This window comes from Kluyvera ascorbata ATCC 33433 (assembly GCF_000735365.1).
Lineage (GTDB): Bacteria > Pseudomonadota > Gammaproteobacteria > Enterobacterales > Enterobacteriaceae > Kluyvera > Kluyvera ascorbata.
Genome location: NZ_JMPL01000005.1, coordinates 55,530 through 79,501 on the forward strand (window position 1 = coordinate 55,530; position 23,972 = coordinate 79,501).

Consider the following 23,972-nt stretch of genomic DNA (forward strand, 5'->3'; position numbering starts at 1 on the left):
GCGGACCAGACGGCATCCTTCATGGTTTCTCCTACTCCGAAGGCGAGCTATAGGGAATCCTGACTGCTTAGCAATACATTTATCCAATTTTCGACGTATCTCGAGTCTTAATGTGCCAGCCATAACAAAGCCAACGTCCTAGTTGATATCATCAACATAGCGCACGTTGGCTTAGGGTGAAACTCTATTTTCAAGGAGGAAACTTTATTTTCATCCCACACCTCGCGCGTTACCGTTTTACTAAAACTCGCCAGTCATAAAAAAACCGGCCCCAGCGGCCGGCATCAAAAAAGCATTCTGTTCTTTTTGTTATCATGCTCCTGGTGAAGACAAGTTTTCGTTTTAAACGTCCAGCCCGTTAATCCACAGCATCAGATACGCCAGGTCGGCCGAATCCGGCACCGTGATATACCAGCGCGGATGCGCATACTCCTCTTCCTGCGGCCAGCTCGTCTGTCCCGTCACGGTGATAAGGATGTTCACCGCCTGCTTCAGCTTTCCCTCAAGATAGATGGCCACGCTGCTGCTGAGTCCCACCCGGTGCGGGTGACAGGTCATTCTGACCGGACCGGTCAGGCGCTGCCTGAGCATTGCCCGCAGCCTCACCAGGTGCTGATGGGTCGCCGGGAGCACACCGGGCTCCCCCTGAGGCGACAGGGTGAACAGGGCTGAGCCACTGTGCTCATGAATAGTGGGTTCAGGGTACTTCAGTGTCATCATACCGTGGCAGGCTCCTGTTGTTTTTCCGTCAGACCGCGCAGACGGTCCAGATTCTGCGCGACGCGTTTTGCCGCCTCCAGTTCGCTGCAGTGAAATTCATTCATCAGCGCCCGGCGTTCGGCTTTCTCTTCTTTTTCCGTCATGCCCAGTGCCAGGAAGAGACTGGGCGGCACGGCACGAAACAGCGCTTCGATCCGTTTCGCCAGCACCACGCCTTCCGTATAACACCCCGACAGTTTACTGGCGGAAAGCAGCACCGATTCCTGCTCCGGCGTGAGCGCGCGAAAACGGCTGATATCTTTGACCTCTTCCGGAGGCATGGTCAGACAAATCCACCATTCCGCCATGTTAAGCATCTTTTCGGCAATGTCTGGGTAATCCTTAAGATTCTGGGTGGCCAGCCACAACCAGGCCCCGAGCTTACGCCACATCTTGACCACCTTGGTCATGTACGGCGACAGCAGCGGATTAACCGTCACGATATGCGCCTCATCCACCGTGAAGACAATATCCCGGCCCAGGAACTGGTCACGCTCCGCGATGTTGTTAATCATGTTGGTCATCGAGACCATGGTCAGGGCCATCTGCGCCTCGTAGCCCTCACGCGCCAGATGCCCCAGGTCGACCAGCGTCACGTCCGCTTCCGGCCACAGCTCCCCTTCACGGTTGAACAGCTCCGCTTCAAAGCTCCCGGCCTGAGTGAACATGCCCAGGGATTCCGCCATTTCCGCCGCTTTCGCCTTGCGCTGGGCATTGCGGACATTGATGACGCCCTCATCGTTGTCAGAGGCAATGTCGTACAGCGCCTTCTGCAGGTCAGACGGCAGCATCTGCCGCCCTTCCTTATACGTGGCATGTGCCGCCATCAGCAGCGCCTCACGTATCATCGCCCTGTCGGCACGCTTAAGGTCAGCCTCTTCTTTCGGGTCACCGCCGGTGATCATCATGCGCGCGGAGATTTCCATTTCACCGAGAACGTCACGCTTGTCATCCTCGCCATCGTCGTCCGTGTCGATATCCGGCAGGTCGCTCTCATCAACGGCCTGGGCGGCCAGGCCTTCTTCCACCAGTTTGTGAGCATCAGCAAACGGCGGCAGACTGACGCCGCTCCCGGGTTTGACGCTGATTTTATTCACCGTCAGCCCGAGGCTGTCAAAGAAGTCGGCCAGCAGGCCGAACGAATTCCCGGCCTCCGCAATAAACAGCCGCGGACGATGGACGGCCATCAGCTGGGAGAGCGCGGCACACAGCGTGGCCGACTTGCCCGCCCCGGTCGGGCCGAACAACAGCAGATGCGCGTTCTGGGTGCGGTCGAGCTTGTTGAGCGGATCGAATGTCAGGGTATCCCCGCCGCGGTTGAAAAAGCTGAAGCCGGGGTGCCCCGTGCCGGTTTCCCGCCCGGTTACCGGCAAAAGTCCTGCCAGGTGCTGAACCCATGTCAGACGGGTATACCAGTGTTTTCTGTCGCTGTCCGGGTTAAAGCACATCGGCAGCGCCCGCAGCCAGCTGTTCAGCGGACCTTCTTCAAACTCCGGCCGTACCGGCTGCAGACCGGCCCCGAGCAATACGGTGGACAGCTCCAGCCGCTTGCGCTTCAGGCTGGTCATGTCGTCGCCGCGCAGCAGGAAGGTGATCCCCGCCCGGTACAGCTTGTGCCGGTTGCCCAGATACTCTTTGACCGTCTTCACATCCTGGCGGACGCGGCCCGACTCGGTATTCTCACCGACCGCATTTTTCGACAGCCGGTTAAACTGCTCTTCAAGCCGGTCCTGGGGCTGTACCACCACGGTCATGCACACCATGGTCCCTTCCGGAAACATATCCATCAGGGCATTAATTTTCTTTTCACCCCGGCTTTTCTCGCCGGTCAGGGTGCCCGGCTCCGGCGGTGTACGCAGTTTTTCCACCGCCACCGCGCAGTGCGGCTTGTTGTCAATCCACCACACGCCGTTTTCCGGGTCTGAAACCGGCGGCGTGAACCACAGGGTTTCGGCAAAATCATTGCTGACCGGCACGGTGCCTTCAGGTGTCTCGCGCGGGTCTGCGTAAGCAGCCTGCCGATAGAGCGTGGTTTTCTCCACCCAGTCCGGTGACGGATTGAACAGCCGCAGCAGCCAGCCATGCACCTGCAGGCCGTTCTGCCGGGTGCAGCGGATCCCCGCCCCGCCCAGGGCATTAACGACCCGGTCGCACACCTGATTGAGCATCGCCACCGGCGGCATCGGATCCCGGCTTTTACCAAGCCAGCGATAAACAACCATCCGGGTGCGGCGCTGCTGCCCGCGCCACGGCTGGCCGGTAATCAGCGAGTCAGTAAAAAGTCCCTCAGGCCGGGAGATACTGCGGATATGGCGCTCCATTTCACCCAGCCAGGCGTCGGTAAACGCCGTGCGCTGTGCATGTGGTTTGACATACCCGCGCAGCCTGTCCAGGTACGCGTCAGTGTCGTCCTCGTCCTGGCAGAAGAACTGCACGACCCAGGGATTCACGTCATGTTCATCAAAGCTGTCCTGAAGTGCATCCTCAACCGAGTCCCGGATCTGTTCCAGGCGCTCTTCGGTTCGCCCTTCGGTCGCCACCGGTGTCACATCATAAACGGCCCCCACCGACACGCCGTCATCGAGCAGGAGACACTGCTCTTCATCGAGAAATTCTGCCCAGGGCAAAAAGTCAATGATGGACGGATTGGCGTGATAAACCTTCTCCTCATCCTGGCGCGTCATTTTCCCGGGGCGCTTCAGAGGTTGCCGGCCCTTCACGGCCGCGGTCAGGGTTTCATCTGCCTGAACGGACTGGCCGTCATCAACCGGCGTCTGCCGGTCGGTGGATTTATTACGCGTAAACAGTGAAAGCATTACAGGGCCTCCGTGCGCTCGCCAGGCATGGCATACTGCGTCTGGCTGTAGAACGGGAACACAGTGCTGTAACCCGGCACCGGCGTGTTACCGTCTGCCAGATGGGGATACAGGTACATCACCATGTCGGGGTTGGGCAGCCGGGGAAACTGCTGGGTGATTTCGCTTTCCTGAGTACGGCTGTAGCTGCGGTCGGCCTGCGCGTCCGCCTGCGTTTCGCTGCCAGTCAGCGGGCGTCGCAGCGTGTCGCGGACCGCCGCAGACTGGCGGGAAGTACTGCCGCCACCGTCCGCCCCGTTCCACAGTTCCAGCATGGTGTTATCGCCCGCCGGCAGCATTTCCTCTTTGGAGGTTGAGCAGCCGCTGAGCATCACACAGCTCAGGGCCAGAATGAAAACCGTTCTGTACATTACCGGTATCTCCTTTGTGAGGCGGCCGGATCGTAACCGCCGCAGATAAAAACGAACGCACTGACATTCAGCAGGTGCCCCAGCTCCCGTAATGTCATACGCGGGCAGTAAAGCCGGCGCGGGATTTTCGGGCTGCGCCACGAAACGGCACACTCCCGGGCACTGAGCGGCAGGGAGAACCTGCCGATATCCAGTAAAAGCTGGCCATCGCGCCAGCGCAGTAAAGGTGCGCCGGCAGGCAACAGCGCTACGGGTCGCAGCAACAGAACCGCAGAAGACGCAGGGATCACGTCAATATGCCAGCCTGCCCCGTCGCTGAACGTCCAGCACACGGATGAAAGAGGGAAAAACGTTATCTGTCCCGCCATGGCCGTGTACTCAGTCCAGTCCGCCGTTGTCACTGATGCCACCCGGCAGGGTGAAGTCGTAGCGCACCTTACGGCCCTTATCTTCATAATCAATGGCCAGCTGACGGGTGATATGCACGGCGAGACGGGCACCAGGCGGCACATAAATGGCATCAAACGTCATCCCGTAACGCTGTTTGATCCAGTCGGTGGTTTCAGACATGCCGCCGGAAATGGCTTTCCCCAGCGCCGCCTGTCCGGCGTCGCCGGTCATGGTGGCGGAAATGCCATTCACGTTATTCTGTGTGGTGTACTGCCCCTGGCTCATCGCTTCACCCGCCGCACCGGCAGCCGACAGGCCAAAAATGGTGGGCAGATAGGTGGAGGCATTGGACTTACGTTCGCCGCCAATGCACGGGATCCCGTTTTCATCCGAAATCCAGCCGATACCGCCACTGGTGCCGGTATCCTGTTTAGCCTGAGCGTTATTATTTTGCCCGCTGGCGTTGTTACTGGCGTCGGGTCTGGGGAGGGTGCGTACCGTACCGTCGGAAAAGACAAAGGTGACGCTGTTAACCTGCCCGCGCACACAGGACAGTGTCCAGTCTCCGCTGGCCGTCCCGGAAACAATCGCCCCTTCGACGTCCGGTAACTCGATGCCGTTCGCCGTCAGGTTATCCTTACCGATAAGCACCTTAAACGGATAAGGATCGGTCACGGTGCCGTTGATGGGCACACGGCCAAGCAGTGCCGTCATGGCGCGGCTGCCGACCAGCGTGGAATTTTCCGGCAGCGTGTAAACCGGCTCTGCGCTCTCTTCCGCCCCTTTTTCATTCGTACGTCCCTTCACTTTCTCCTCATAGGCCGCTTTCTGTCGGGTCAGCTCATTTTCACCCAGAAAAGAAGTCGGGAACTGAGGAGATGCCTTGCCGCTGGCCGCGTCCCGCGGGTCCGTCTCTTTCTGGTCCGTCGGCGCGACCCACATCATGCCGTCGCTGCCCTGAGAAGCCGCCCCCCCGGTACTGCTGCCCATGCCGTCCAGGCCCAGCCCCAGCGGGATATCGCTGTCCGCCGTTTTTTTCTCGGTGTCAGGCTTTTTGAGTTTGTCGGTCAGCTCCTGGATTTTCGCCGTCAGGCTCAGTTGTTCGTTCTGAAGCTGCGCCTGCCGCTTGTCGTACTGCTCGCGCAGACCATTAACGGCCTCATTCACCTGTCCTGAAACGTCCTGATTGCGTCGGCGCAACCGCTCGTTTTCTTTCACCAAATCCGCGTTCTGCTTATCCAGCGTTTTCTGGCGGTCACGCACATCGTTCAGCCGGCCGATAAGCGTGCGCAGGGTGTCCTCCGGCGTGTCGCCTTCCACACCCAGCGCCTTCAGTTCATCCGGCGAGAGATTATGCAGGGGGCCGCCGCTTTGTTTTGCCTGAGATTGTTCTGCCGGTTCGTTTTTGCAGCTTTTGAGCCCCACGGCCAGCCCGGCAATCACCACGGCCGGCACGATAATTTTCACCAGGGCATTAGATTTAATCTGCATGGCGGGCCTCCTGTTTTACCGTGCGGGCCGCTTTACGCAGCGCAGACGGCTCAGCAATAAATGCGCTCTCCGGACGACCGGCGGTCACCACATACACCGTGGTGGTGTCTTCCGGCGTGCCGGCAGGACCGACCCAGCGGTGCTGGAAGGTGGCGGACACAAACTGTCCCTGCAGCGAGCGTGGATCCAGAACGACCTTACGGCTGCCGGTGTTCGTGAGCCTGAGTGCCACCACGCTGCGGTTTGCCACACCCCAGCCAGCCAGCGGCGTGACCGTTAATGGTTCAGAGGGATACAGCGTGCTGACACGTCGGGGCAGATGAGGATTGACCGGATGAATACCCGGGACCGCCTCGACCGTACGTGCCGGAGCATAAAGGCTCTGAGCGGCATAGCGGGTCAGCAGCACCGGGATGGGGGCGCTGTAGCGGATTTTTTTACGCTTTGCCTGAGTACCATCATCGCTGCCGGTGGGAGCAGATGAGCCTGATCCGGAAGCAGCCCGGTCTGCACCACCTGGCTGACCGGCCGCATCGCCGGCGTGACTCAGCGTGCTGACATCACCGCTGTAGACCAGCCGCACCGGCTCAGTCGGCCCTTTTTCACCAGCGGCGATATCAAACAGCAGAACCTCGCCGCTTTCCACATCCTGCAGCTGCACCCGCGTCTGCGGAAAGGCGCTGTCGGCTTTCAGGTAGACGGCTCCCCCGGTGCTCTGCACCCGGAGTTTACCGTTAAGCGCCGGCGGAAAACCGACGCGGACGTTTTTGTCCACAAAGACCACCCGCTCCTGCCCCACCTTCAGGGGGATCTGCAGCGGAATACGCTCCCATTTCATCAGCTCATCTGCGCCGGCAGGACGTGATACCAGCATTGCCAGGGGCAGCAGGGCGAAGGACAGCGCCATCAGCCCGGCGCGGTAGTGGGGGTTTTTACTCATCACTGAAACACTCCTGACTTCTCCGGTTTAGGTGCAGGCGGTGCCGCCTCCAGACGCTGGGGCACACCGGCATAACAGTCCAGCGCCAGACCGAACGGGTTGCGCTCCGCATCACCTTCCCAGCGCACCACTTTAAGCGGGTAACGTACCAGGGCGCGTTTGACCGGCTCGGCATGGAAATATTCGTCGGCCACCACGTCCAGGCGGGCAATCCAGTGATCGCGATCCTGTACGGTCACGCTCTGTGACTGGTAACCGCGACCGGGCACTTCATACACCACGCGCACGCGGTCGGTGAGCTCCCCGGCGTCACCGCGTTTCTTTGCATCCGCTTTCAGGAAATCCTGACAGGACGGCGTCAGATACGGCGACAGCGCATTGATTTTGCCGGAATAATCCACCTCGCCGTTTTTCGGCCAGGCATTGAGCTGCTGAAAAATGTAGAACGCAAAGGAGTAGACCGTCGGGGGTGGCACTTCCCACCAGGGCCGCGTGCTGCCGGTACGTAAATCCGGCGGGTTATGCACGGTCAGCTTGCTGGGCGCCAGCATCCAGCCGGCACAGGTGAATAAAAGGAAAAAGGCGAGCACGGCGCAGGCGATGCGCAGCGTCTGAATATGCTGGTCGCGGTCTTTTACCGCATGGCGAAAACGGCTCATGAGGCTCTCCTGTTACGTTTCACTGACCAGCCCCGGGCATCCACTATCAGTTTCGGATTGCCCATCCCCAGCCGGCGTTTTTTCGTCTCCAGTCGCTGCCAGAGCCAGTTCTCAGGCTTACCGCGCTTGAGCCTGGCCATCCAGCGGCCGCCGAACCAGACGAGCAGCAGCGGCATGACCAGCAGGCCGGTGGGAACAACAACCCAGCCGGCAAGCGGGATAAACGGCAGTGACAGGAGCAGACCCGCACCCGCGCCGGCAAGGGCTGCCAGCCCCATCTCATGGGTGGTAAACCCGCGAAACACCACGGGCTCACTGTTGAGACGGTCAGGTAAAAAACGAATGGTCTGCATCGTCGCAGGCTCCTACAACAGAATGTCGGCAGACTTGCCGAGCAGCCAGATAACGGCAACCAGCAGCACCACACCCACCACCACAATGGCCCCGAATTTGGTCCAGGTGGCTTTCTCATTGCGGACTTCGGTGAAGGTGTGCAGGGCGGCAATGGCAACGTTGATAAAGGCAACGGCCGCCACGACCAGCCCCCCGATAACAATGCCGTCCTGCAGGTAGCCCTTGATTTGTCCCGACAGCCCGCTTCCGCCTCCGGACTCAGGCGCTTCAACGCTTGGCAAATCCGCAAAGGCCGGTTTGCAGGTGAGCCAGCCCAGCAGGGCAAGCGTACCGGCGCGGGTCAGCGTACGACTGCCGAAACGGCGCAGGCGGGCAACAACAGACTCAGAATGGTGCATGGGATTCATCTCCTGACTTAACGTTTTGAATGAGTTAACTGGCAAACATCCAGATACACACAAGCAACAGCAGCACGGTGCGGACGGCAAAACGCCCCAGGGCCGCGTCACGCACTTTGGTGTTACTCCAGCCGGTCCAGACATCCGACAGCGCCCACGCGGCCCATAAAAAAAGAAACGCCAGCAGTGCCCCGATGCAGAGCAGATGAAGGATGTTCACATCAAGACTGCCGGAGCCGGCTTTAAACGCGTTCGTTTGTTCGGATGTCATGGGCATCAGGGCCGCTCCCGCCGGTAATTACCGGCCACAAAAGACGGGTCACGCGGTTGCGCGCGGGAGGGCTCCAGATAGCGGTCAATGCCGCTGCGGATGGTGTTGAGATCGGATGTGGCCTGACGGTAATCAAAGAAAAAGCGGCCACGGTCAGCCGGGTCGGCCTGTGCAACCGCCACGCGGGCCCGTTCAAGCGACGCCTGAACCTGGTCCAGCTGACGCTGAACAGACGCAAGCTCGTCTTTCTCGGATGCCTGTGCAGCAGCTGATGCCAGAAAGGTCAGCAATACCAGGCCAGTGATGCCCGGGACACGACGGTTGCGCCGCATGGCCGGACGATGTGAGTTCATACGCACCTCCAGAAGGATTAAGGGGTGCGGACAGGATGCGGAAGAGGGAGCGTCGGGTCAGCGATAAACCCTAAACAGGAATTTCAAAATTAATTGCAGGTCTGTGCCGGTGGCAGGTTTAGCTGTAAATAAAGGTTCATTGTGATATTAAGAAAACTCAACGGTAAACAGAGGGAAAATGAAAATGATGAAGACTGTTCTGAAGGCCACGTTAATCACTGCACTGATTACCGGCCCTGTTCTTGCGGCCGACGGTACTGGCAAAGTCCAACTTTCAGACCTGCATTTCGCCACAGCAGCAAATGGTTTGCAGCAAATTGAAGGCACGGGAACAAACGTGTCAGGTGGGCCTGTGAAGACTGTAATTGTCAAATTCAACTTGCTTCAGAATGGGGCAGTAATAGGAAATACGGCAGCGATGGCTGAAAATCTGGAGCCGGGTCAGCAATGGAAGCTACAGGCCCCCTACGACAGCATAACCAACAAGCCAGACAGCTTCAAAGTGACAGAACTGACGGTATTTAATAACTGACACTGACGCGCCAGTAACGGTCGTTTCATGGCTTGTCTGCTGACGGCAGGCGCGCAAAACAAGTTTTGCACGCCTCCGTCCAGCCCTGATTTAAAGATACTTCTTGAACGACGCAGTGGTCACCGTTACGGCGATCCCCAGCAGAACAGCCGCCGGCAACAACAGCAGATTGGGGTAGACTGCCGTGGGCCAGGAAAGGTACAGCATGGCGGGCACCACAGCGGCCGGTTTGACCAGCTTCTTGGCATGATGATAGACAAACGAACTTTCATACCCCGCGCCGTACCGCCGCAGATCACGCCGCCCCAGCCCCTCAACCAGCGCCACCACCACGACCAGCACAAACAACGGCACGGACAGCACCAGGATGGTGACGCGTACCAGGGTGATAATGCTGATCCATACCGTGGCCAGCAGGTATTCACGCAGGTAGCCGGCAAGCCAGCCGCTCCAGCTGTTGATTTCCCGGGTGACGGCATTGTCACTGTGCATCTGGTGTGCATACTGCTGCCGGACCCAGTCCAGGAAGCCACTGTCCACAAAGGCCCACTGATAGGCGGTGCTCACCCAGCGCACAACCGTCACCGATGGTTCAGACAGCAGCAGGCTGCGGGTGAACTCTGTGGACAGCCACCCCAGCTCGGTGTTCATGACCGCTTCACTGTGCGCCGCCCCGGCTTCCGGCCAGAAGAAGGCGATGCCGATATATTCAATCAGCAGGCTCAGCAGCAGCGAGGACAGCACCACGCCCACCAGGGCCCATGGCCAGCCCCAGAGCAGATTATACAGAATGCCGTGCTTGCGTTCCGGCAGCGTCTGCTGCTGTGGGGGACGTTTTACCTCAGCCATTCGCCCCTCCTGTGACCGGCACGTTCAGGGCCGGACCGTCCCGCCACCAGGATTCGCCGCTGTGATAGCTGCGCCGCATCTCCTCCGCTATTTTCTCAATACTTTCCGGCATCAGCACATCATCAGCATCCCCGGCAGGCAGCGGCATGCGGATTTTCCACAGTTGCCCGCCTTCCAGCAGGGCAAACGCCTGCCCTTTTGGCAGCGTCACGATATCGGCCGGCTCCAGCAGCGGGACTTTTACCGTCCCGACGCGGTCCTGGGTGCTTGAGGTGAAGTCCTGGTCTGCATTGACATCCGCCGTGTCCTGGTGCCCGGAGACCAGCGTTTTGGTGTAAATCTCCACCTGCGGCAGCTGCGTGGTCAGCAGCTCGGCGGTGCGGTTCTCCCTGACGCGCAGCATAATCAGGTTGTTAAAGTTACCCTGTACCTGGGCCGTCTTGGCCGCGTTCCCGATGCGTGCCTCAATATCAGAAGACGTCTGGGTATAGGCTGTCACCTGCATGCCGGCACCGCCCCCTTTGTTGATGAGAGGAATAAACTCATCCCCCATCAGCTCGTTAAACTCATCGCAGTGCAGGTTAATCAGGGACTTCCCTTCTTTCCCGCCCGGCAGGCCAGCATTGATACCGTGTTTATAAATGTGCCCGGCCACACTCACCAGATCGGCGAACATGGAGTTACCGACCGCGCTCGCCACTTCACTGTCACTGAGCGCATCGAGCCCCACATACACCACGGCTTTTTTACGGATGATCTGTTCCCAGTCAAAAATCGGCCGCGTGTCGTCAATGTCCTGATAATCCGGCGACAGCAGCTCGGCGGTCTTGCCGGTGGTCAGTTTTTCCAGCAGCGGCAGCAGCGACGCCACGATTTTGTCAAAGTAAGTACGGTCATAACGTACCGCTGACCGCAGCCCGTCAAGGATGGGATCATAGAGTTTTTTACCCTCTTCTGAACTCAGGGCAACCTCAATGGCCCAGATACGTAAGGCATCCGGCTGACCCTGCATGTTACGGGGCACGTCGTCCTCTCCCAGCACCTGCTGATTATTCTCAATCTGCGTCTGCAGAGCCGGCAGCTGCGCCTGGATGATTTTTTCCGCATAGCGGATATAGAGATCGGCGATATTGTTCACGTAGCGCATGATCAGCGTGTAGTCAGGGCGCTCACCCAGGGCGACCAGCGCACGGGCGATGATGTTGACGAACCGCCAGGCAAATTCGCGGAATGCCGCGCTGTTCCCCTCACCCGACAGCTGACCGGCCACGCGGGACGCCACCTCTGACACGCGACCAAAACGCCCGACGGCATTATAACGGGCTGAAATTTCAGGCCAGCCAAGATGAAAAATATACAGCTCGTCCCCGCGTCCGGCCCGGTGGGCCTCTGCCCAGACACGTTTCATCAGGTCTGCGTCGCCTTTCGGATCAAACACGATGGTGACTTCACCCCGCCGGATATCCTGGGTGACTAGCAGCTCTGCCAGCCGGGTCTTCCCGACGCGCGTGGTGCCGTACACCACCGTATGGCCAACGCGCTCCCCCAGAGCCAGGGTGACGTCTTTTTCGTCGGGCTCGATGCCGTGCAGCGCCGGATTGCCGCCCACCGGTGGTAACGGCCGCACCGGGTTCAGCGGCGTATCGGCACTCAGCAGCTTACCCAGCCAGGGCAGACGGTGCTCTGTCATCATTTCGAGCTGACGCGCCCCCAGGTAAAAGCGGTTTGGCTGCAGGTAACGGGCCACTTCAGGGCGCAGCGTATCCTGCAGCCGCTGGGTGTGTTTTTGCGTCCAGCGGAACCCCCGGCCTAGAAACAGGCGACGATGACTGACGGGGATCTGTTTAGTACTCATGACATAGCGCGTCAGGCGGCGGAGATTCCGGCGGTAGCGAATAATCTTCATCCCCTGATGCGTGCGGGTGACGGCCAGCGCCGCAAACCCGGCTGCGGTGACATAGCTGACAGTCGGAGCCAGAGCGACAGCCCAGGGTGCCTGCACACAGACATACGCCGCCATGCCCGATACCACGGCGGTATTCAGCTCAACGGCCGGACGCAGCAGGGCCTCAATGACGTAACGGTTACTCATCGTCTGCCTCCTTTATAATTTTACCGTCGGCCATACGGATATACGTTCCCCTCCCGGCACCGGCTTCCCTGCAGGAAAGGGAGTGGTAACGCAGGGCATCCGCCAGTAAGCGCCAGAGCACATACAGAACATTCGACAGGATGAAAAAAATGATCCATACGGCCCGCAATGACAGCAGGTAATTGTTCGCCGCGGTTTCTGTGGAGACGGCAGTGACGGTACAGGCTGCCGGCTTTGCCTCAGGCGGAGCCGCATTATCAGGCACCGGGCATTCCTCCCACATGTAATGTCCGGGCGGCGCGGTGCGCCATGCCGTTGCCTCCTTCTGCAACTGGTCGTTCAGGTCACTGACCGGATGGCCGAAAACAAGCCAGGCGAGCAGGCAGACACCGCCGAAAGCGGCAGGCACGAAAACGGCATGACGGAATAAACAGAACACAAGCCACAAAGCGTAGCGCAGGCTGTTCAGGATGATGTGCATAAAAGATTCCTCAGAGATACTGCCGGACGTCCTGCCCGGCGAGAATGGCCAGCAGGCGTTGCCCGCTGATGATGCGCAGGCGCGGTGACGCCATATGAAGGGTGCGGCTCATTTTTCCGGTACGGCCCGTGTGGATAAAGAGCCCCCGGCGGCCGGAGTGCAGGAGAAGTCGGTCGAAGTCCTCAACATGTGCGGGGGAAACAGCACGACTGTACCGTTTGGCCTGGATAAGCCAGTGCTCGCCGTCGATGATGACCTGGCCATCAAGGCCGCCGTCACCGCTGTAGGAGGCATTGCGCACCACGGTTAGCCCCTGACGTTCAAAGGCAGACAGCAACAGCTCTTCAAAGACATAGGGGCTGATTTTGCGCAGATAGGTCAGACGCTGCCCGTCTCCCGGCAGGAGGGTCAGTTTATTCAGTACCCGCCCCGCCGTTGCCCGGTATCGCCGGTGACGGCGGGTGCTGGCTTTCTCACGCCAGCGCAGGTTCAGAAAGGCCATCACCACCAGGAAAAGGACTATCAGTATGACCGCCCCATAAGGGTGTGCCATCAGCAGACCGTTGATATCTGGCGTGCTCATTACGGCTTAAACTGCTGCGTCAGGCCGGTATCGGTGATGAGTACCGGATAATGCTCAATCTGCAGGCGACGGGCCAGCTCGCTGCCGGAAGCCGGGGCCAGGCTGACACCGGGTGCCAGTTCGCGCAGCTCGCGCACGGTATCCATGTCTGTGACGTTGACTATCATCCCGGCCGCATGCTGTTCAGCCAGCGCGCCGGCATTGGCTTTCAGCCATTCACGGGACAGAGCATCATCCCCGATCAGAAACAACGCCCCGATGCCGGGCAACTGCAGCGGCCGGTCTGCTGTATTCCCCGGGCTCAGTTCAGGTGTGTTAACGGGTAACATACCCGCCATCCCGTCAGCCAGCGGAACACCGTGGTCCGGCTGGCGTGAAGGCTGTACGTCACTGACGCCGGGCATGCCGGGCTGTTTATTAACGGCCTCAAAATACGGCGCAGCATCTTCACCGCCCAGATCAGCAATCACATTCAGTTCAGCATGGCCGGTCAGGGGAAGGAGGGTAAACAGCAGTAAGGACAGCGTTTTCATCAGGGTTATCTCCCGGGTTCAGTCCAGACGAAGCCTGGATCGGGGGTGAGCGCAGCAACCGAGCGGGGCGCTTCAGCTGCCGGCGCAGAAATGCGGGGTGCAGGGCTGATTTTTGCCAGATGCCCTCTCACAATGGCGCGGTAACGTGCAGCAGGCTGACCACCTGCGGGATGGTGGTAGCAGCCGGCCGCATCCAGCCAGCTGCCTGGCTTACGCGCCCAGCACTCACGCAGAATGGTGGCGGCGGCGTTCAGGTTGGTGTAAGGGTCAAACGCATCCCACGTCGAGGCAAAATGATGACCGTTCCAGCCCAGATTGACCTGGGCAATACCGACATCGATGCGCTTAAGCGGGTGACTCTTCATAAAGACCTGCAGCGCCTGCCAGGCCTGCAGGCGCGTCTCATAGCGATACCCTTTGCCTGCCACATTGATGGTCCAGGGCCATGGCCGTATTCCGCGGGGAAGTTTGCGCGAAGACTCGCTCAGTGATACCGAGTAAAGCGCTTCGGGGGGCACGCCGTGCGCCATGGCCACGCGGACGTAACCCTCCGGCACCGTCTGGTCAGCATGGCCGTCAGGGACGGCCGACATCAGTAAGCCCAGCGCCAGTGCGCCGGTCAGAATGCTGCGATTGCCCATTTACCGTCTCCCGCCTGCTGCAGTAAAACCGGCATCAGGCCGTTACCAAAGCGCATCCACCGGCCGCCGTCGTGGTTAAGCGTGATCTGGCGCTTGCGGACCTTTTCCACGGGAATGTGATGGTCCCGCGCCCAGCTGCGAAGCGCATCATCACTGCCCTGGCTGTCGACCAGATAGATGTCCACCGGCCGGTTGTCAGCCAGCACGGCAGACAGTTTCGCGTCGCAGGTTGCGCAGTCTTTTGACCTGACGAACAGCGCCAGCCGGCCGCCACTGTCGTGCGCCACGCCGGAGGCGTTCCCCATATTGACCGGCAGTGTGCCCGGATACAGGCGCTGCCAGGCCGCGTTCACCTCACGCTGGAAATCAAGCTCTTTCTGGGTGCGGGCAAACTCTTCCTTCACCCACTTTTCAGCAAACTTACGGCGCTCTGCCGGCGTCTGCGCCTCGATACCGAGGGTGGAAAGCGGATCGAGACCCGGCGACTGGGTACCCCGGGGTCCCTTCATCAGCTGCTGATAACGCTGATAATCGTCGGCACTGAGTCCCCACTGACCGGCCTGCTGCTGCAGGTTTTGCTGTGCGGAGTCCGCCCGTTGTGTTGATTCCTGTCGGCTGACATCCATCTGTCCTGATGTGGTCGCGGCCAGGGTCAGGGGACTCAGCAGCATGGCGGCTAAAAAGGTATGTTTCAGTTTCATCATTCGCTCCGTTATTCTGCTCTGAGCACGGTCTGGCGGCCGTTAACCCGAAACGTCGCCTCACCATAACCGGCACTGACCAGCGTCCAGCCGGACACGGTTTCACCCTCTCCGACCAGGGCCACCTGCGACAGGTTGCTGTAGCCCCGGGGCGCGATGGCAGCCCAGGACTCTGCCCCCCGCTTCTCCACTCCCGTCAGCACAAAAGGCGCAGTGCGGGCCACGCGAAGGGATGGAGCAGAACGACGTGTGTCAGCGGGACGGGGCTTTTTTGCAGCAGGCTCGTTTTTTTTTACCGGTGAGGCGACAGGTGCGGCGGGTGCGGGTGCCGGCTGTGATTTCAGCGCTGTCAGCTGCTCAGTCAGCGCACTCAGGCGGGTTTCCAGCCCCTGCTGGGCGTCCTGAAGGGTTCGCAATGACTGACGCACGGCGTCGTCGCTGCCGGCCTGTTTCGCTGCTGCGCTCAGCTCCTGCTGCATCTCGCCAAGTTTTTTCCGGGTATCCTGCAGGCCGGTTTTGAGCGTGGTCACATCTGACTGCAGGGCCGCGACTGTCTCAACAGTGGCCGCTGTACTGCCCTGAGATTCAAGGCGTGCAAGGCGTTCATCAAGGTTCGATATGCCCAGACTGAAGGCGGTGTAGCCCAGCGCCAGAATGCCGGCCAGCGCCACACCGCTGGCAGCGCCCCAGATGAGGCGGCGGCGGGGACGCCAGCTGAATCTTTTACGGGCCGGAGCGGGGTCAGTATGGAATGGTTGCTGTTCGCTCATTTTCTCAGAAACCCTCCGCTGACAGGTTTAACGGGTACTGACTGAGGGGCGCTGATGGCCGGTTGTGACACGGCGGACGGCGCAGGCGTGGACCAGGTGCTGACCGGCGGCGGAAGCTGGGAGACCGGCAGCTGGTAGCCGTCGCGCAGGCTGTGGCAGACCACACGCTGTACATCATCCACCTCAAGCTGCCAGGCCGGACCGGCCAGGACCTGCAGGGCAGTACGCAGGCGCATCGGGCCCAGCTGGTACTGGACGGCCGGCAATGCCTGGCGGTAAAGCACGCCGTTGGCGGAGCCGGTCGCGCACAGGGAATAACCGGACTGGCGCAGGGCGTAACGCAGCGCATCCGCCACAGTAGGATGCAGGGATGACGGGATGCGAATATCAATAATTTGCGAGAGAGGGTCACGCTGGGCCGCCTGCGGATCGGTACTGACCAGCAGATAACGATCGTAGCGCACCACTTCCGGCGTCCGCGCATACTCGTCCGGAGAGACCGGCTGAACGTTGCGGGTGACGGTGGTGCCGGGTGTCGGGTCCGCAGGCTCACGTTGCTGCAACTTTTGCGGCTGGGAAACACAGCCCGCAAGGAGCAGCAGGGGAAGAACAGTGGCAAGCCTGCCTGGTGAAAATATGTTGTGAGAGGTGTTACGTTTCATCCGGAATTTTCCTGTACAGTGATAAAACAGCCCTCACTGTGCGGAATCAGTCCGGTTTCACTCAATTAACAACTGATTTTCCGTTGATGAAAAAAAACGCCGGCAAAAGCCAGCGTTTTTCACTAATAGCGCGCTGTCAGGCTACTTTATGGGGACGATGGGTCACATCGCCGCGGCCTTCAAGCAACCCCGCAATAGAAATGTCTTCGTCCAGCGCGTCCCAGTGGATACCACGGGGACTCAGTTCATAGCTGTTAAGCTGTTCAGTTGAAGCATGCAACAGGCGTGGAAACCATGCCAGCGGCACACCGATGGTACGGGCGTCGTTGAGTTCAACCCACATCGTGGCCTCATCGAAGCTGACCCGTTTAGCTGAAATAGTCATTCCAGGCCTCCAGAAACAATGCTTGGTTATCTTCAACGATCCCCGTCAGTTCTTTTAATACCCGTGAATTAAACCCATCGTTACTGGCCAGAGCCACTGATGGCGTTAACCAGAATTTGGCTTCACTACCTGCTTTCATTACGTGAATGTGTGCAGGTTCGAGCGGGTTACCTTCATTAGAATAAAAAAAGAACCGGAAACCGTTGATCCTCAGTATAACAGGCATGTCAGTTATCCTTAAATGCTGACCGGATTATGTGTAAGTTCAGAGCAACTGCCATAAAGGCTGTTCAGAGTGCATGGATTGCCGATTTTGGTACTCCATACCCGAATCCAATGAACGGTATATCGTCATCGAAGTCCATCGGTGGCGCACCGGCACTGCTGCCGGAAGCCTGGCCACTGTGAGTCGGTCCGGAAGGTTGCTGAGGCTGGCCCCAGTCATTCCGGGAAGACGTATTCTGACCGCTGCCGGACTGGCGACCGCCAAGCATCTGCATGGTGCCACCAATGTTTACCACCACCTCTGTGATGTATTTCTCCTGGCCAGACTGATCGGTCCATTTGCGTGTGCGCAGCTGGCCCTCGATGTAAACCTGGGAGCCTTTGCGCAGATATTCACCCGCAATTTCTGCCAGCTTGCCGAAAATAACCACCCGGTGCCATTCGGTCACTTCTTTCTGTTCACCGGACTGCTTATCACGCCAGCTCTCAGACGTGGCCAGAGAAAGGGTGGCAACTGCACTGCCATTGGGAATATAACGCACTTCAGGATCCTGGCCGAGATTACCGACAAGAATCACCTTGTTAACGCCGCGTGAGGACATAATCATTTCTCCTGTAAAGAATAAAGAAACACCCCGCGAACGGGGTGTGTCAGGTGCGCATCAGAATGAGTTTTCTGCGTAGTTTTGTTGTGCGGCAGAGCCATTCTGCGGCGGCACGGAGTCAGATTTTTCAGTCTTGTAGACCATGTCCTGGCCTATTTTGATCCAGTCCACCTTTATCAGGCGGGCTTTCAGACTGACACGCTGTTCGCCGGCATGCTCGCCCTTGTTCAGCGTAAATATGTCCGTGGACGGATTACTCAGGTTAAAGCCCAGCAGGACTTTTTTGTCTTCATCGACGGCTTTCTGGCAGCGGGCGATAAGGCTGGTAGCCTCTTTACCTGCGACAGAAATGTCAAAACGGACGTAGGCCGGATTGTCAGTCGGACCGCTCAGTGCATTGATTACGCAGCTGAGGAACGAGCCATTCTGATGGTTAACCTGGCGGATGTTGCTGAGATACCCGATGCCTTTAATAGTCAGGTTGAAGTACTCAGATTTTGCAGATGCAGAAGTATTGTTTGCAGACATGATGTTTTCTCCATGGAGGTAAAAATAGGTACGACGGAGAAACCATCTGCCCTGACGGGAGTGGTTTCCCGTCGGGGGTCAGGATCGGTTGAATCCTGAGAGTCTGGTATGTTGAAGGAACCTTCATCGCCGCGTCGTAATGCGCTTGTACAGGCGATATCTGCTTTCAAAGGTGCGCAGATGTACCAAAGTTTGCTCCCTTTCAGGTTACAGGAGCTTTCGCTGTAGCCACCCGAAGGCGATTCTCACAGGCTACTGAATCATTGGTGGTCGTATGAACGACGGTTTAGCACTTTTATAATTAAACCGTCCTCCCTGAATGTCAACGGTCAAAATGGAAAACGTGATCCGTAAAATAAAAGGGCACCGTTTCCGGTGCCCTGGGGTCAGTGCCTTAACCTGCGGTCGTCTCATCTGTCTCCGGGGAATAATCCCGACGCGGTTTTCACGGAGTGCATGCGTCTTACAGGTCAGTTAGTGTGCAATAACTTCCTGCCAGGCCTGCTGGGGGTAAATCCCGTTAAAGTTTACCTTACAGCACCGTGGCCAGCGGGGCACCTATGCATCAAAGCCTGGCAACAATAGCAGAACCCGGCCCGGGGTTGTACAGTGAAATAGTTCAATACTGCGCGGATTATTCTGTTTTAGCCTTAACCGATGTTTTTTTACGCTTCGCTGCTTTCTTCTTACCTGTACTGATAATTCCCTCACAGTCCGGATAGCGTATGCACCCCCCAAAATCACCATTTTTACCTTTACGTTTACGCGGGGGTCCTTTGCATAACGGGCAGGGAGGCGTGACGGGAGCAGTAATTTTCACACTGTCCTGGCGGCCTTTTTCGACAAGGTGACGGGTCCACTGCAGCTGCTTTTGCATAAAGACCGCAAGCGACATTTTCCCCTGCGAAATACTCATCCAGTGCCTGCTCCCATAATGCGGTCATGCCCGGGCTCGTCAGCGTTTCCGGCAGGGCCGCAATCAGCTCCCGGGCCATCTGCGTTGAGTGGATGTGCTTCCCTTTTTTCTCCAGATAGTGTCGTTTGAAGAGGGTTTCAAGCACGGCCGCACGCGTCGCCTCTGTGCCCAGACCGGCGTTATCACGCAGCACTTTCTTCAGCTTCGGGTCACTGACGAAACTGGCCGCGTTCTTCATGGCAGCAATCAGCGTCCCCTCCGTGAACGGTTTGGGCGGACTGGTTTTCATATCCTTAACCTCAGAACCGGTGACAGCGCAAATATCCCCTTTTGCCAGCGCCGGCAGCGCCATACTGTCACCGTCGACGTCCTCTTCATCGTCATCTTTTTCAGCCAGGAACAATGACTTCCAGCCCGTCACCACACCGACTTTCCCGCGTGTACGGAACAGCTGTCCACCGATATTGAAAGAGGCCTCCGTCACGTCAGATTCCTGCAGCGGAAGGAACTGGGCGAAATAATGCTGGCGAATCAGCTGGTAGACCTTCAGCTCATCGGCGCTGAGGCGTGACAAATCAAATGCCTGTCGGGTGGGAATGATGGCATGGTGCGCGGTGATTTTTTTGTCATTCCAGACACGCGAGACAAACTGCCTGTCCAGCTGATTCAGTACCGGGGCCACAGCCGGATCGGATTTCGCCACTGCCGCCAGCACGTCGGATATTTCCTGCTGCATGGAAGTTGGCAGAAAACCGCAGTCTGTACGGGGGTAGGTGGTCGCTTTGTGGGTTTCGTAAAGTGACTGAGCAATGGCGAGCACATCATTTGCGCCCATGCCGAATTTTCGGGAACAGACCTGCTGAAGGGTGCCCAGGTCAAAACAGAGGGGTGCCGCCGTTTTCTCCCGCTTCTGTGTCACCTCCAGTACCGCAGCCCTGCCCTGCTGCTGACACAGCTGTCCCACCGCCCGGGCAGCCTGAGGATTGATGCAACGCTTTTCCTCATCACAGTACTGCTCAACGGGCACCCAGCCAGCCCGGAACCGGACGCCCTCTTTTTCAATAAGCGCATGTACCTGCCACCAGGGCTTTGGCACGAAGGACGTAATTTCATTATCCCGGTTAACCACCATGGCAAGCGTCGGCGTCTGTACCCGCCCGACGGACAGCACTTCTGACACCCCTGAGTCACGGGCCTTGAGAGTATAAAGGCGGGTCAGGTTCATACCGATGAGCCAGTCAGCCTGGCTCCGGCCCTTGCCGGCATCGTACAGCAGGGCTGTTTTTTCTCCGGGAAGAATATTGCCCAGTGCTTCCTTCACACTGGCCTCATCCAGGGCTGACAACCAGAGCCGGCGTACCGCGCCACTGTAGCGGCAGTATTCCAGCAGCTCACGCGCGATCACCTCGCCCTCGCGGTCGGCATCGGTGGCGATGACCACCTCAGAGGCCTTTTTGAGCAGCTTACTGATAACAGTGAACTGCGATTTTGTCTGCTCCTTGACGACCATTTTCCAGGCCTCAGGCAGCACAGGCAGAACATCGGCACGCCACGGCCTGCCATACTGCTCGCCATAGGCTTCAGGGCTGGCAGTTTCGAGTAAATGGCCGACCGCCCAGGTCACAACGATGTTACCGCCGCTGATAAATCCCTGCTCACGCTTGCTGATGCCCAGCACGCGGGCAATATCCTTTGCCTGGGAGGGTTTTTCACACAGAAAGAGTTGCATGTGTTGCCTCCCGCATCAGCTTTTTTCACCCGCCGCAACAGCGCGGACATCATTCATCAGTTTCGTGACGCCGGACCGGGCCAGGCGCTGTGATGATGATGAGCGATAGACAACATAGAGCCTGCTGCCGGACCCGTTTTTTTCGATTTCGATATCCAGGTGATCACGTCCGTTCCAGTCGGAGCCCATTTTGTAGTAGCTGCCCGGCATGGCGTCCCAGACGGGATGCGCATCATCTTCAGCCGCCGCTTTCCAGTCCCCGTCATTTGCTGCCTGGCGCATGGACTCAAGCTCCTGCGTGGAAATGAATTTATAGTGCCGCTTTAAGCGGGCCGCTGCCGTATCCACATCGACCGGCACGGAGAACGTTTTATCGACGGACTGCATGGCCTGTTGCCCTGCCGGGCTCATCAGCGGCATCCCGCCACTTTCTCCGCTGCTGTTGCCGCCCAACGTTTTTGTCAGGTTTGCGGCTGTGTCACTGACCTGTTTATTAATCGCAGCCCAGTCCGTTGTTGCGCATCCGCTCAGTAAAAAGAAGGAGGTGAGGAGGAACACAGGACGAATCATATTATTCCTCCTCTGCTATGTTGTTTTTAAGCGGAGGTGAGAACGAAGAGCGTTTTTTACCGCTTAACACATCCGGATCAGGTTCGCCATTTCGCTCAATGGCAACAAGCCCTTGCGTGGTTTTTTCTGCAATATCACGGCGAGTCACTGCAAGTGTTCGGTAAGGCTGAATCACGCCATAGACCTGACGAACAGCATGGCCACCATTGTCCAGGATAGTGTCACGTTGCGAACGCGAAATCAGCCCGTAATGAAAAGCCTGGAAAGCTTTCATTGCTAACTGATCATATCCAACCAGAAGCCATACGCACCGGTATCCTAACGGTGAACGGCTGAAAACGCTGACATTTAACGGATCGGCTGATTCAACTTCCGAGAGCGTTACCCCTTTGGGTACGGCTGACAATATGGCATCCAGTGAACTGAAGTTTTCATTAATTTTAAGTGTTGCTCGTTGCAGGGCTTCTTCGAGCCGTACCAGAGCCATATCGGCATAGGGATTATCTGCCGCTGAGTCTCGGGAAGCATTACCAGCTCGCGCAATGGCTTGCGGCATGCTGATTATTTCAGGCCTCTTTTTTTTCACCCCTGTATCGTCCGGAGCATCACGTTTCCTGCCCTCCCAAAGCCGGATTGCATAATGTGTATGGAGCAGGATATTAACAGAGGACTGTAGGGCCCCCGCTCGTGAAGCGGTCGTTCCGCCCTTTGTTTTACCATCAGACATGTCTAACGCCTCTCTTTAGTGGGTAATGAGTTTTGACACGCTTGAGATAGTCCGGGCGAGAGGGGTATATGAACAACTTAAAATCAGATCGTCACCATTACAAATTTGCAGGACCTTCATCTCTTTTATGGCGAAGAAATATTGCCTGGCTTTTAACCACTGTTGCCACTGGCAACAGTGCTCGCTTTTTAGCCAGTGTTGCCACTGGCAACAGTGCTTACTTTTTAGTCAGTGTTGCCACTGGCAACAGCGCTCACTTTTTAGCCAGCATTTTTGCTGACAAAAGTGCAAGACTTCATGCGCCGCTGCCTGTAAAAATCTGCAATCTCATGAATTTATGATTTTTTCCCGAATTTTCTTCACCAGATCCCTGATATTTTCCTCCGATACCGGGCGGGCAGAGGCGCGTGGTTCGGGTTTCCATTGTTGCTGTTCGGGACGCTGAACTGTTTTTTGCCCGACACTGTCAGATATATCGCCACCCTGACGGGGCGCGTATAACCTGCCCTCACGCGCTTTCTTCATCACGGCCAGCAACCAGCCTACCGGGTTGCTGAGCTGCTGGCGTGCCATCACCTTTTGCAGGCTGAGCAGCACAAGTTGTGCCTGCTCCTCAGGCAACGCCTGCAGCTGTGCGGTCAGCATGGCAATATCTTCTGCCGGAACAAGTTCATGCAGACTGTCGGGAAGCACAGGTTTACCCGGTACGTACGTATTTTTATTCACACTGTGTGTGATACTACGTACGTAATGGTTCGGTTTCCGAACCCGGCCATAACTGACTGTTTTTACTGGCAGTACGGATTCCGAACTTAGTGAGTTGTTATGCCTTTCTGGACTGAGTTCGGTATCCGAACCCTGTTTTTTAGCGGCGATTCCTGGCCGTTTATGACTGAGTTCGGTTTCCGAACCCGGTGCGGGACAGGGTATTCGGTGATGATGTTTCGCCATCTGGCTGGGCGTCTGTGGGCGGTCCAGACGCGATTCGATCAGCGCAAGATGGCTGCGATAATGGCGCATGGTGGGGTCGTTTTTTATATCGTCGAGCACTTCGCGGGCGGTCTGGCTGATAGTCCGGTTTTTACTCAGGCAGGCATCCGCCACCGTATCAAGGAAGCGGGGGTCGAGCATTTCCGCATCGCTGAACGTCAGGGGCTCATCGTGCTGAGCATAGATATTCCCCCGCACCCGCCCTTTATCATCCCGCACGCGTTTACAGAGGCTGAGCCAGCCGGTTATTCGCAGCATAAGCAGGACGCGGCTTACCGTTTCCCTTGAGGCTTTCCCCTTTCCGGGTGAGGCAAGCTGCAGCTGCAGTTCGTCATAGCTGGGGAAAACCGCCCCCTCATTATTTTGTGCATACAGCCGGATCATCATCCAGCCCATCTTGTCCAGTGGTGACAACCGCGTGTCGAGCAACAGCCGGCGGGGAATGGAATCATGCACATTTCCAGTAAACAGCAGGCCGTTACGTATCCTGCCATCATCCCGCCGGGGACTGGCCGCAAGGCGGGCATTCATTTTATCCAGCGTATAAGCAATCAGGCTTTCTGCAGGCAGACTCATTATTTTTCCTTTTCGGCCGCCATCACGGCCGTTCTG

The 23,972-nt window shown here is 57.9% G+C and carries 29 protein-coding genes and 1 pseudogene; 2 read left to right on the forward strand and 28 right to left on the reverse strand.

Annotated elements, in window-relative coordinates; genetic code table 11:
• Positions 1-342 precede the first annotated feature (342 nt).
• The 11 genes from GKAS_RS02635 to GKAS_RS02685 are packed head-to-tail and all read right to left on the reverse strand — an operon-like array spanning position 343 to position 8,841.
• Positions 343-720, reverse strand: a complete 378-nt coding sequence (locus GKAS_RS02635; RefSeq protein WP_016808254.1) for a hypothetical protein — start codon at positions 718-720, stop codon at positions 343-345.
• Entirely contained in the window at positions 717-3,575 is a 2,859-nt protein-coding gene (locus GKAS_RS02640) for a conjugative transfer ATPase (protein WP_016808255.1), read from the reverse strand. The genes GKAS_RS02635 and GKAS_RS02640 overlap by 4 nt, the downstream gene beginning before the upstream one ends.
• The gene (locus GKAS_RS02645; RefSeq protein WP_016808256.1) at positions 3,575-3,985 is read right to left on the reverse strand and encodes a TIGR03751 family conjugal transfer lipoprotein; all 411 of its coding nucleotides are present in this window, start codon (positions 3,983-3,985) and stop codon (positions 3,575-3,577) included. Before GKAS_RS02645 ends, GKAS_RS02640 begins: the two co-directional genes overlap by 1 nt.
• Complete coding sequence (locus GKAS_RS02650; RefSeq protein ID WP_223479954.1) at positions 3,985-4,386, reverse strand: hypothetical protein; 402 nt, start codon at positions 4,384-4,386, stop codon at positions 3,985-3,987. The genes GKAS_RS02645 and GKAS_RS02650 overlap by 1 nt, the downstream gene beginning before the upstream one ends.
• A complete protein-coding gene (locus tag GKAS_RS02655; RefSeq protein ID WP_016808257.1) occupies positions 4,364-5,866 on the reverse strand; it encodes a TIGR03752 family integrating conjugative element protein in 1,503 nt (500 codons plus the stop codon). The genes GKAS_RS02650 and GKAS_RS02655 overlap by 23 nt, the downstream gene beginning before the upstream one ends.
• A complete protein-coding gene (locus GKAS_RS02660) occupies positions 5,856-6,806 on the reverse strand; it encodes a TIGR03749 family integrating conjugative element protein (RefSeq protein WP_016808258.1) in 951 nt (316 codons plus the stop codon). The genes GKAS_RS02655 and GKAS_RS02660 overlap by 11 nt, the downstream gene beginning before the upstream one ends.
• The gene (locus tag GKAS_RS02665; protein WP_016808259.1) at positions 6,806-7,465 is read right to left on the reverse strand and encodes a PFL_4703 family integrating conjugative element protein; all 660 of its coding nucleotides are present in this window, start codon (positions 7,463-7,465) and stop codon (positions 6,806-6,808) included. The genes GKAS_RS02660 and GKAS_RS02665 overlap by 1 nt, the downstream gene beginning before the upstream one ends.
• On the reverse strand, positions 7,462-7,818 hold the full coding sequence (locus GKAS_RS02670) for a TIGR03750 family conjugal transfer protein (RefSeq protein WP_004115534.1): 357 nt from the start codon (positions 7,816-7,818) through the stop codon (positions 7,462-7,464). The genes GKAS_RS02665 and GKAS_RS02670 overlap by 4 nt, the downstream gene beginning before the upstream one ends.
• A gap of 12 nt (positions 7,819-7,830) precedes the next feature.
• A complete protein-coding gene (locus tag GKAS_RS02675; RefSeq protein ID WP_016808260.1) occupies positions 7,831-8,217 on the reverse strand; it encodes a TIGR03745 family integrating conjugative element membrane protein in 387 nt (128 codons plus the stop codon).
• Between the two features lie 34 nt (positions 8,218-8,251).
• A complete protein-coding gene (locus GKAS_RS02680; RefSeq protein WP_003029734.1) occupies positions 8,252-8,494 on the reverse strand; it encodes a TIGR03758 family integrating conjugative element protein in 243 nt (80 codons plus the stop codon).
• The gene (locus tag GKAS_RS02685; RefSeq protein WP_016808261.1) at positions 8,494-8,841 is read right to left on the reverse strand and encodes an integrative conjugative element protein, RAQPRD family; all 348 of its coding nucleotides are present in this window, start codon (positions 8,839-8,841) and stop codon (positions 8,494-8,496) included. Before GKAS_RS02685 ends, GKAS_RS02680 begins: the two co-directional genes overlap by 1 nt.
• A 184-nt stretch (positions 8,842-9,025) precedes the next feature.
• Between GKAS_RS02685 and GKAS_RS02690 the strand changes: the two genes are divergently transcribed.
• Complete coding sequence (locus GKAS_RS02690; RefSeq protein ID WP_016808262.1) at positions 9,026-9,373, forward strand: FxLYD domain-containing protein; 348 nt, start codon at positions 9,026-9,028, stop codon at positions 9,371-9,373.
• A gap of 90 nt (positions 9,374-9,463) precedes the next feature.
• On the opposite strand, the gene GKAS_RS02695 is transcribed toward GKAS_RS02690, so the two are convergent.
• The 16 genes and pseudogenes from GKAS_RS02695 to GKAS_RS02770 all read right to left on the reverse strand — a co-directional run bounded on the left by GKAS_RS02695 (position 9,464) and on the right by GKAS_RS02770 (position 22,370).
• A complete protein-coding gene (locus GKAS_RS02695; RefSeq protein ID WP_006785966.1) occupies positions 9,464-10,222 on the reverse strand; it encodes a TIGR03747 family integrating conjugative element membrane protein in 759 nt (252 codons plus the stop codon).
• Positions 10,215-12,314 carry a type IV conjugative transfer system coupling protein TraD gene (gene traD, locus GKAS_RS02700; protein ID WP_016808263.1) on the reverse strand — a complete coding sequence of 700 codons (2,100 nt, stop codon included), beginning with the start codon at positions 12,312-12,314 and terminating at the stop codon, positions 10,215-10,217. Before traD ends, GKAS_RS02695 begins: the two co-directional genes overlap by 8 nt.
• Complete coding sequence (locus GKAS_RS02705) at positions 12,307-12,795, reverse strand: hypothetical protein (RefSeq protein ID WP_016808264.1); 489 nt, start codon at positions 12,793-12,795, stop codon at positions 12,307-12,309. The genes traD and GKAS_RS02705 overlap by 8 nt, the downstream gene beginning before the upstream one ends.
• A gap of 10 nt (positions 12,796-12,805) precedes the next feature.
• Entirely contained in the window at positions 12,806-13,378 is a 573-nt protein-coding gene (locus tag GKAS_RS02710) for a restriction endonuclease (RefSeq protein ID WP_017145109.1), read from the reverse strand.
• Complete coding sequence (locus GKAS_RS02715) at positions 13,378-13,911, reverse strand: integrating conjugative element protein (RefSeq protein ID WP_016807967.1); 534 nt, start codon at positions 13,909-13,911, stop codon at positions 13,378-13,380. The genes GKAS_RS02710 and GKAS_RS02715 overlap by 1 nt, the downstream gene beginning before the upstream one ends.
• Before the next feature lie 5 nt (positions 13,912-13,916).
• On the reverse strand, positions 13,917-14,552 hold the full coding sequence (locus GKAS_RS02720; protein WP_016807968.1) for a lysozyme family protein: 636 nt from the start codon (positions 14,550-14,552) through the stop codon (positions 13,917-13,919).
• Positions 14,531-15,253: a TIGR03759 family integrating conjugative element protein gene (locus GKAS_RS02725; protein WP_016807969.1), complete on the reverse strand. Its 723-nt coding sequence runs from the start codon at positions 15,251-15,253 to the stop codon at positions 14,531-14,533. The genes GKAS_RS02720 and GKAS_RS02725 overlap by 22 nt, the downstream gene beginning before the upstream one ends.
• An 11-nt stretch (positions 15,254-15,264) precedes the next feature.
• Positions 15,265-16,023, reverse strand: coding sequence for a hypothetical protein (locus GKAS_RS02730; protein WP_016807970.1), 759 nt, complete (start codon positions 16,021-16,023; stop codon positions 15,265-15,267).
• Positions 16,020-16,685, reverse strand: a complete 666-nt coding sequence (gene pilL2 / locus GKAS_RS02735; protein ID WP_016807971.1) for a PFGI-1 class ICE element type IV pilus protein PilL2 — start codon at positions 16,683-16,685, stop codon at positions 16,020-16,022. Before pilL2 ends, GKAS_RS02730 begins: the two co-directional genes overlap by 4 nt.
• A 136-nt stretch (positions 16,686-16,821) precedes the next feature.
• A complete protein-coding gene (locus GKAS_RS02740) occupies positions 16,822-17,070 on the reverse strand; it encodes a DUF2442 domain-containing protein (RefSeq protein ID WP_004115558.1) in 249 nt (82 codons plus the stop codon).
• Positions 17,054-17,296, reverse strand: a complete 243-nt coding sequence (locus tag GKAS_RS02745) for a DUF4160 domain-containing protein (RefSeq protein WP_016807972.1) — start codon at positions 17,294-17,296, stop codon at positions 17,054-17,056. Before GKAS_RS02745 ends, GKAS_RS02740 begins: the two co-directional genes overlap by 17 nt.
• A gap of 64 nt (positions 17,297-17,360) precedes the next feature.
• Positions 17,361-17,897, reverse strand: coding sequence for a single-stranded DNA-binding protein (locus GKAS_RS02750; protein WP_016807973.1), 537 nt, complete (start codon positions 17,895-17,897; stop codon positions 17,361-17,363).
• 60 nt (positions 17,898-17,957) lie between these two features.
• Positions 17,958-18,428, reverse strand: a complete 471-nt coding sequence (locus tag GKAS_RS02755) for an STY4534 family ICE replication protein (protein WP_016807974.1) — start codon at positions 18,426-18,428, stop codon at positions 17,958-17,960.
• A gap of 634 nt (positions 18,429-19,062) precedes the next feature.
• A pseudogene (locus GKAS_RS02760) lies at positions 19,063-21,073 on the reverse strand (DNA topoisomerase III).
• Positions 21,074-21,088: 15 nt separating this feature from the next.
• Positions 21,089-21,643: a hypothetical protein gene (locus tag GKAS_RS02765; RefSeq protein WP_016807976.1), complete on the reverse strand. Its 555-nt coding sequence runs from the start codon at positions 21,641-21,643 to the stop codon at positions 21,089-21,091.
• Between the two features lies 1 nt (position 21,644).
• Entirely contained in the window at positions 21,645-22,370 is a 726-nt protein-coding gene (locus GKAS_RS02770; protein WP_016807977.1) for a PFL_4669 family integrating conjugative element protein, read from the reverse strand.
• Positions 22,371-22,438: 68 nt separating this feature from the next.
• Here GKAS_RS02770 and GKAS_RS24755 point away from each other — a divergent pair, with 68 nt between their 5' ends.
• Positions 22,439-22,711, forward strand: a complete 273-nt coding sequence (locus tag GKAS_RS24755; protein WP_085381310.1) for a hypothetical protein — start codon at positions 22,439-22,441, stop codon at positions 22,709-22,711.
• On the opposite strand, the gene GKAS_RS02775 is transcribed toward GKAS_RS24755, so the two are convergent.
• A complete protein-coding gene (locus GKAS_RS02775; protein ID WP_016807978.1) occupies positions 22,698-23,936 on the reverse strand; it encodes an STY4528 family pathogenicity island replication protein in 1,239 nt (412 codons plus the stop codon). The genes GKAS_RS24755 and GKAS_RS02775 overlap by 14 nt on opposite strands.
• Positions 23,937-23,972: the final 36 nt, after the last annotated feature.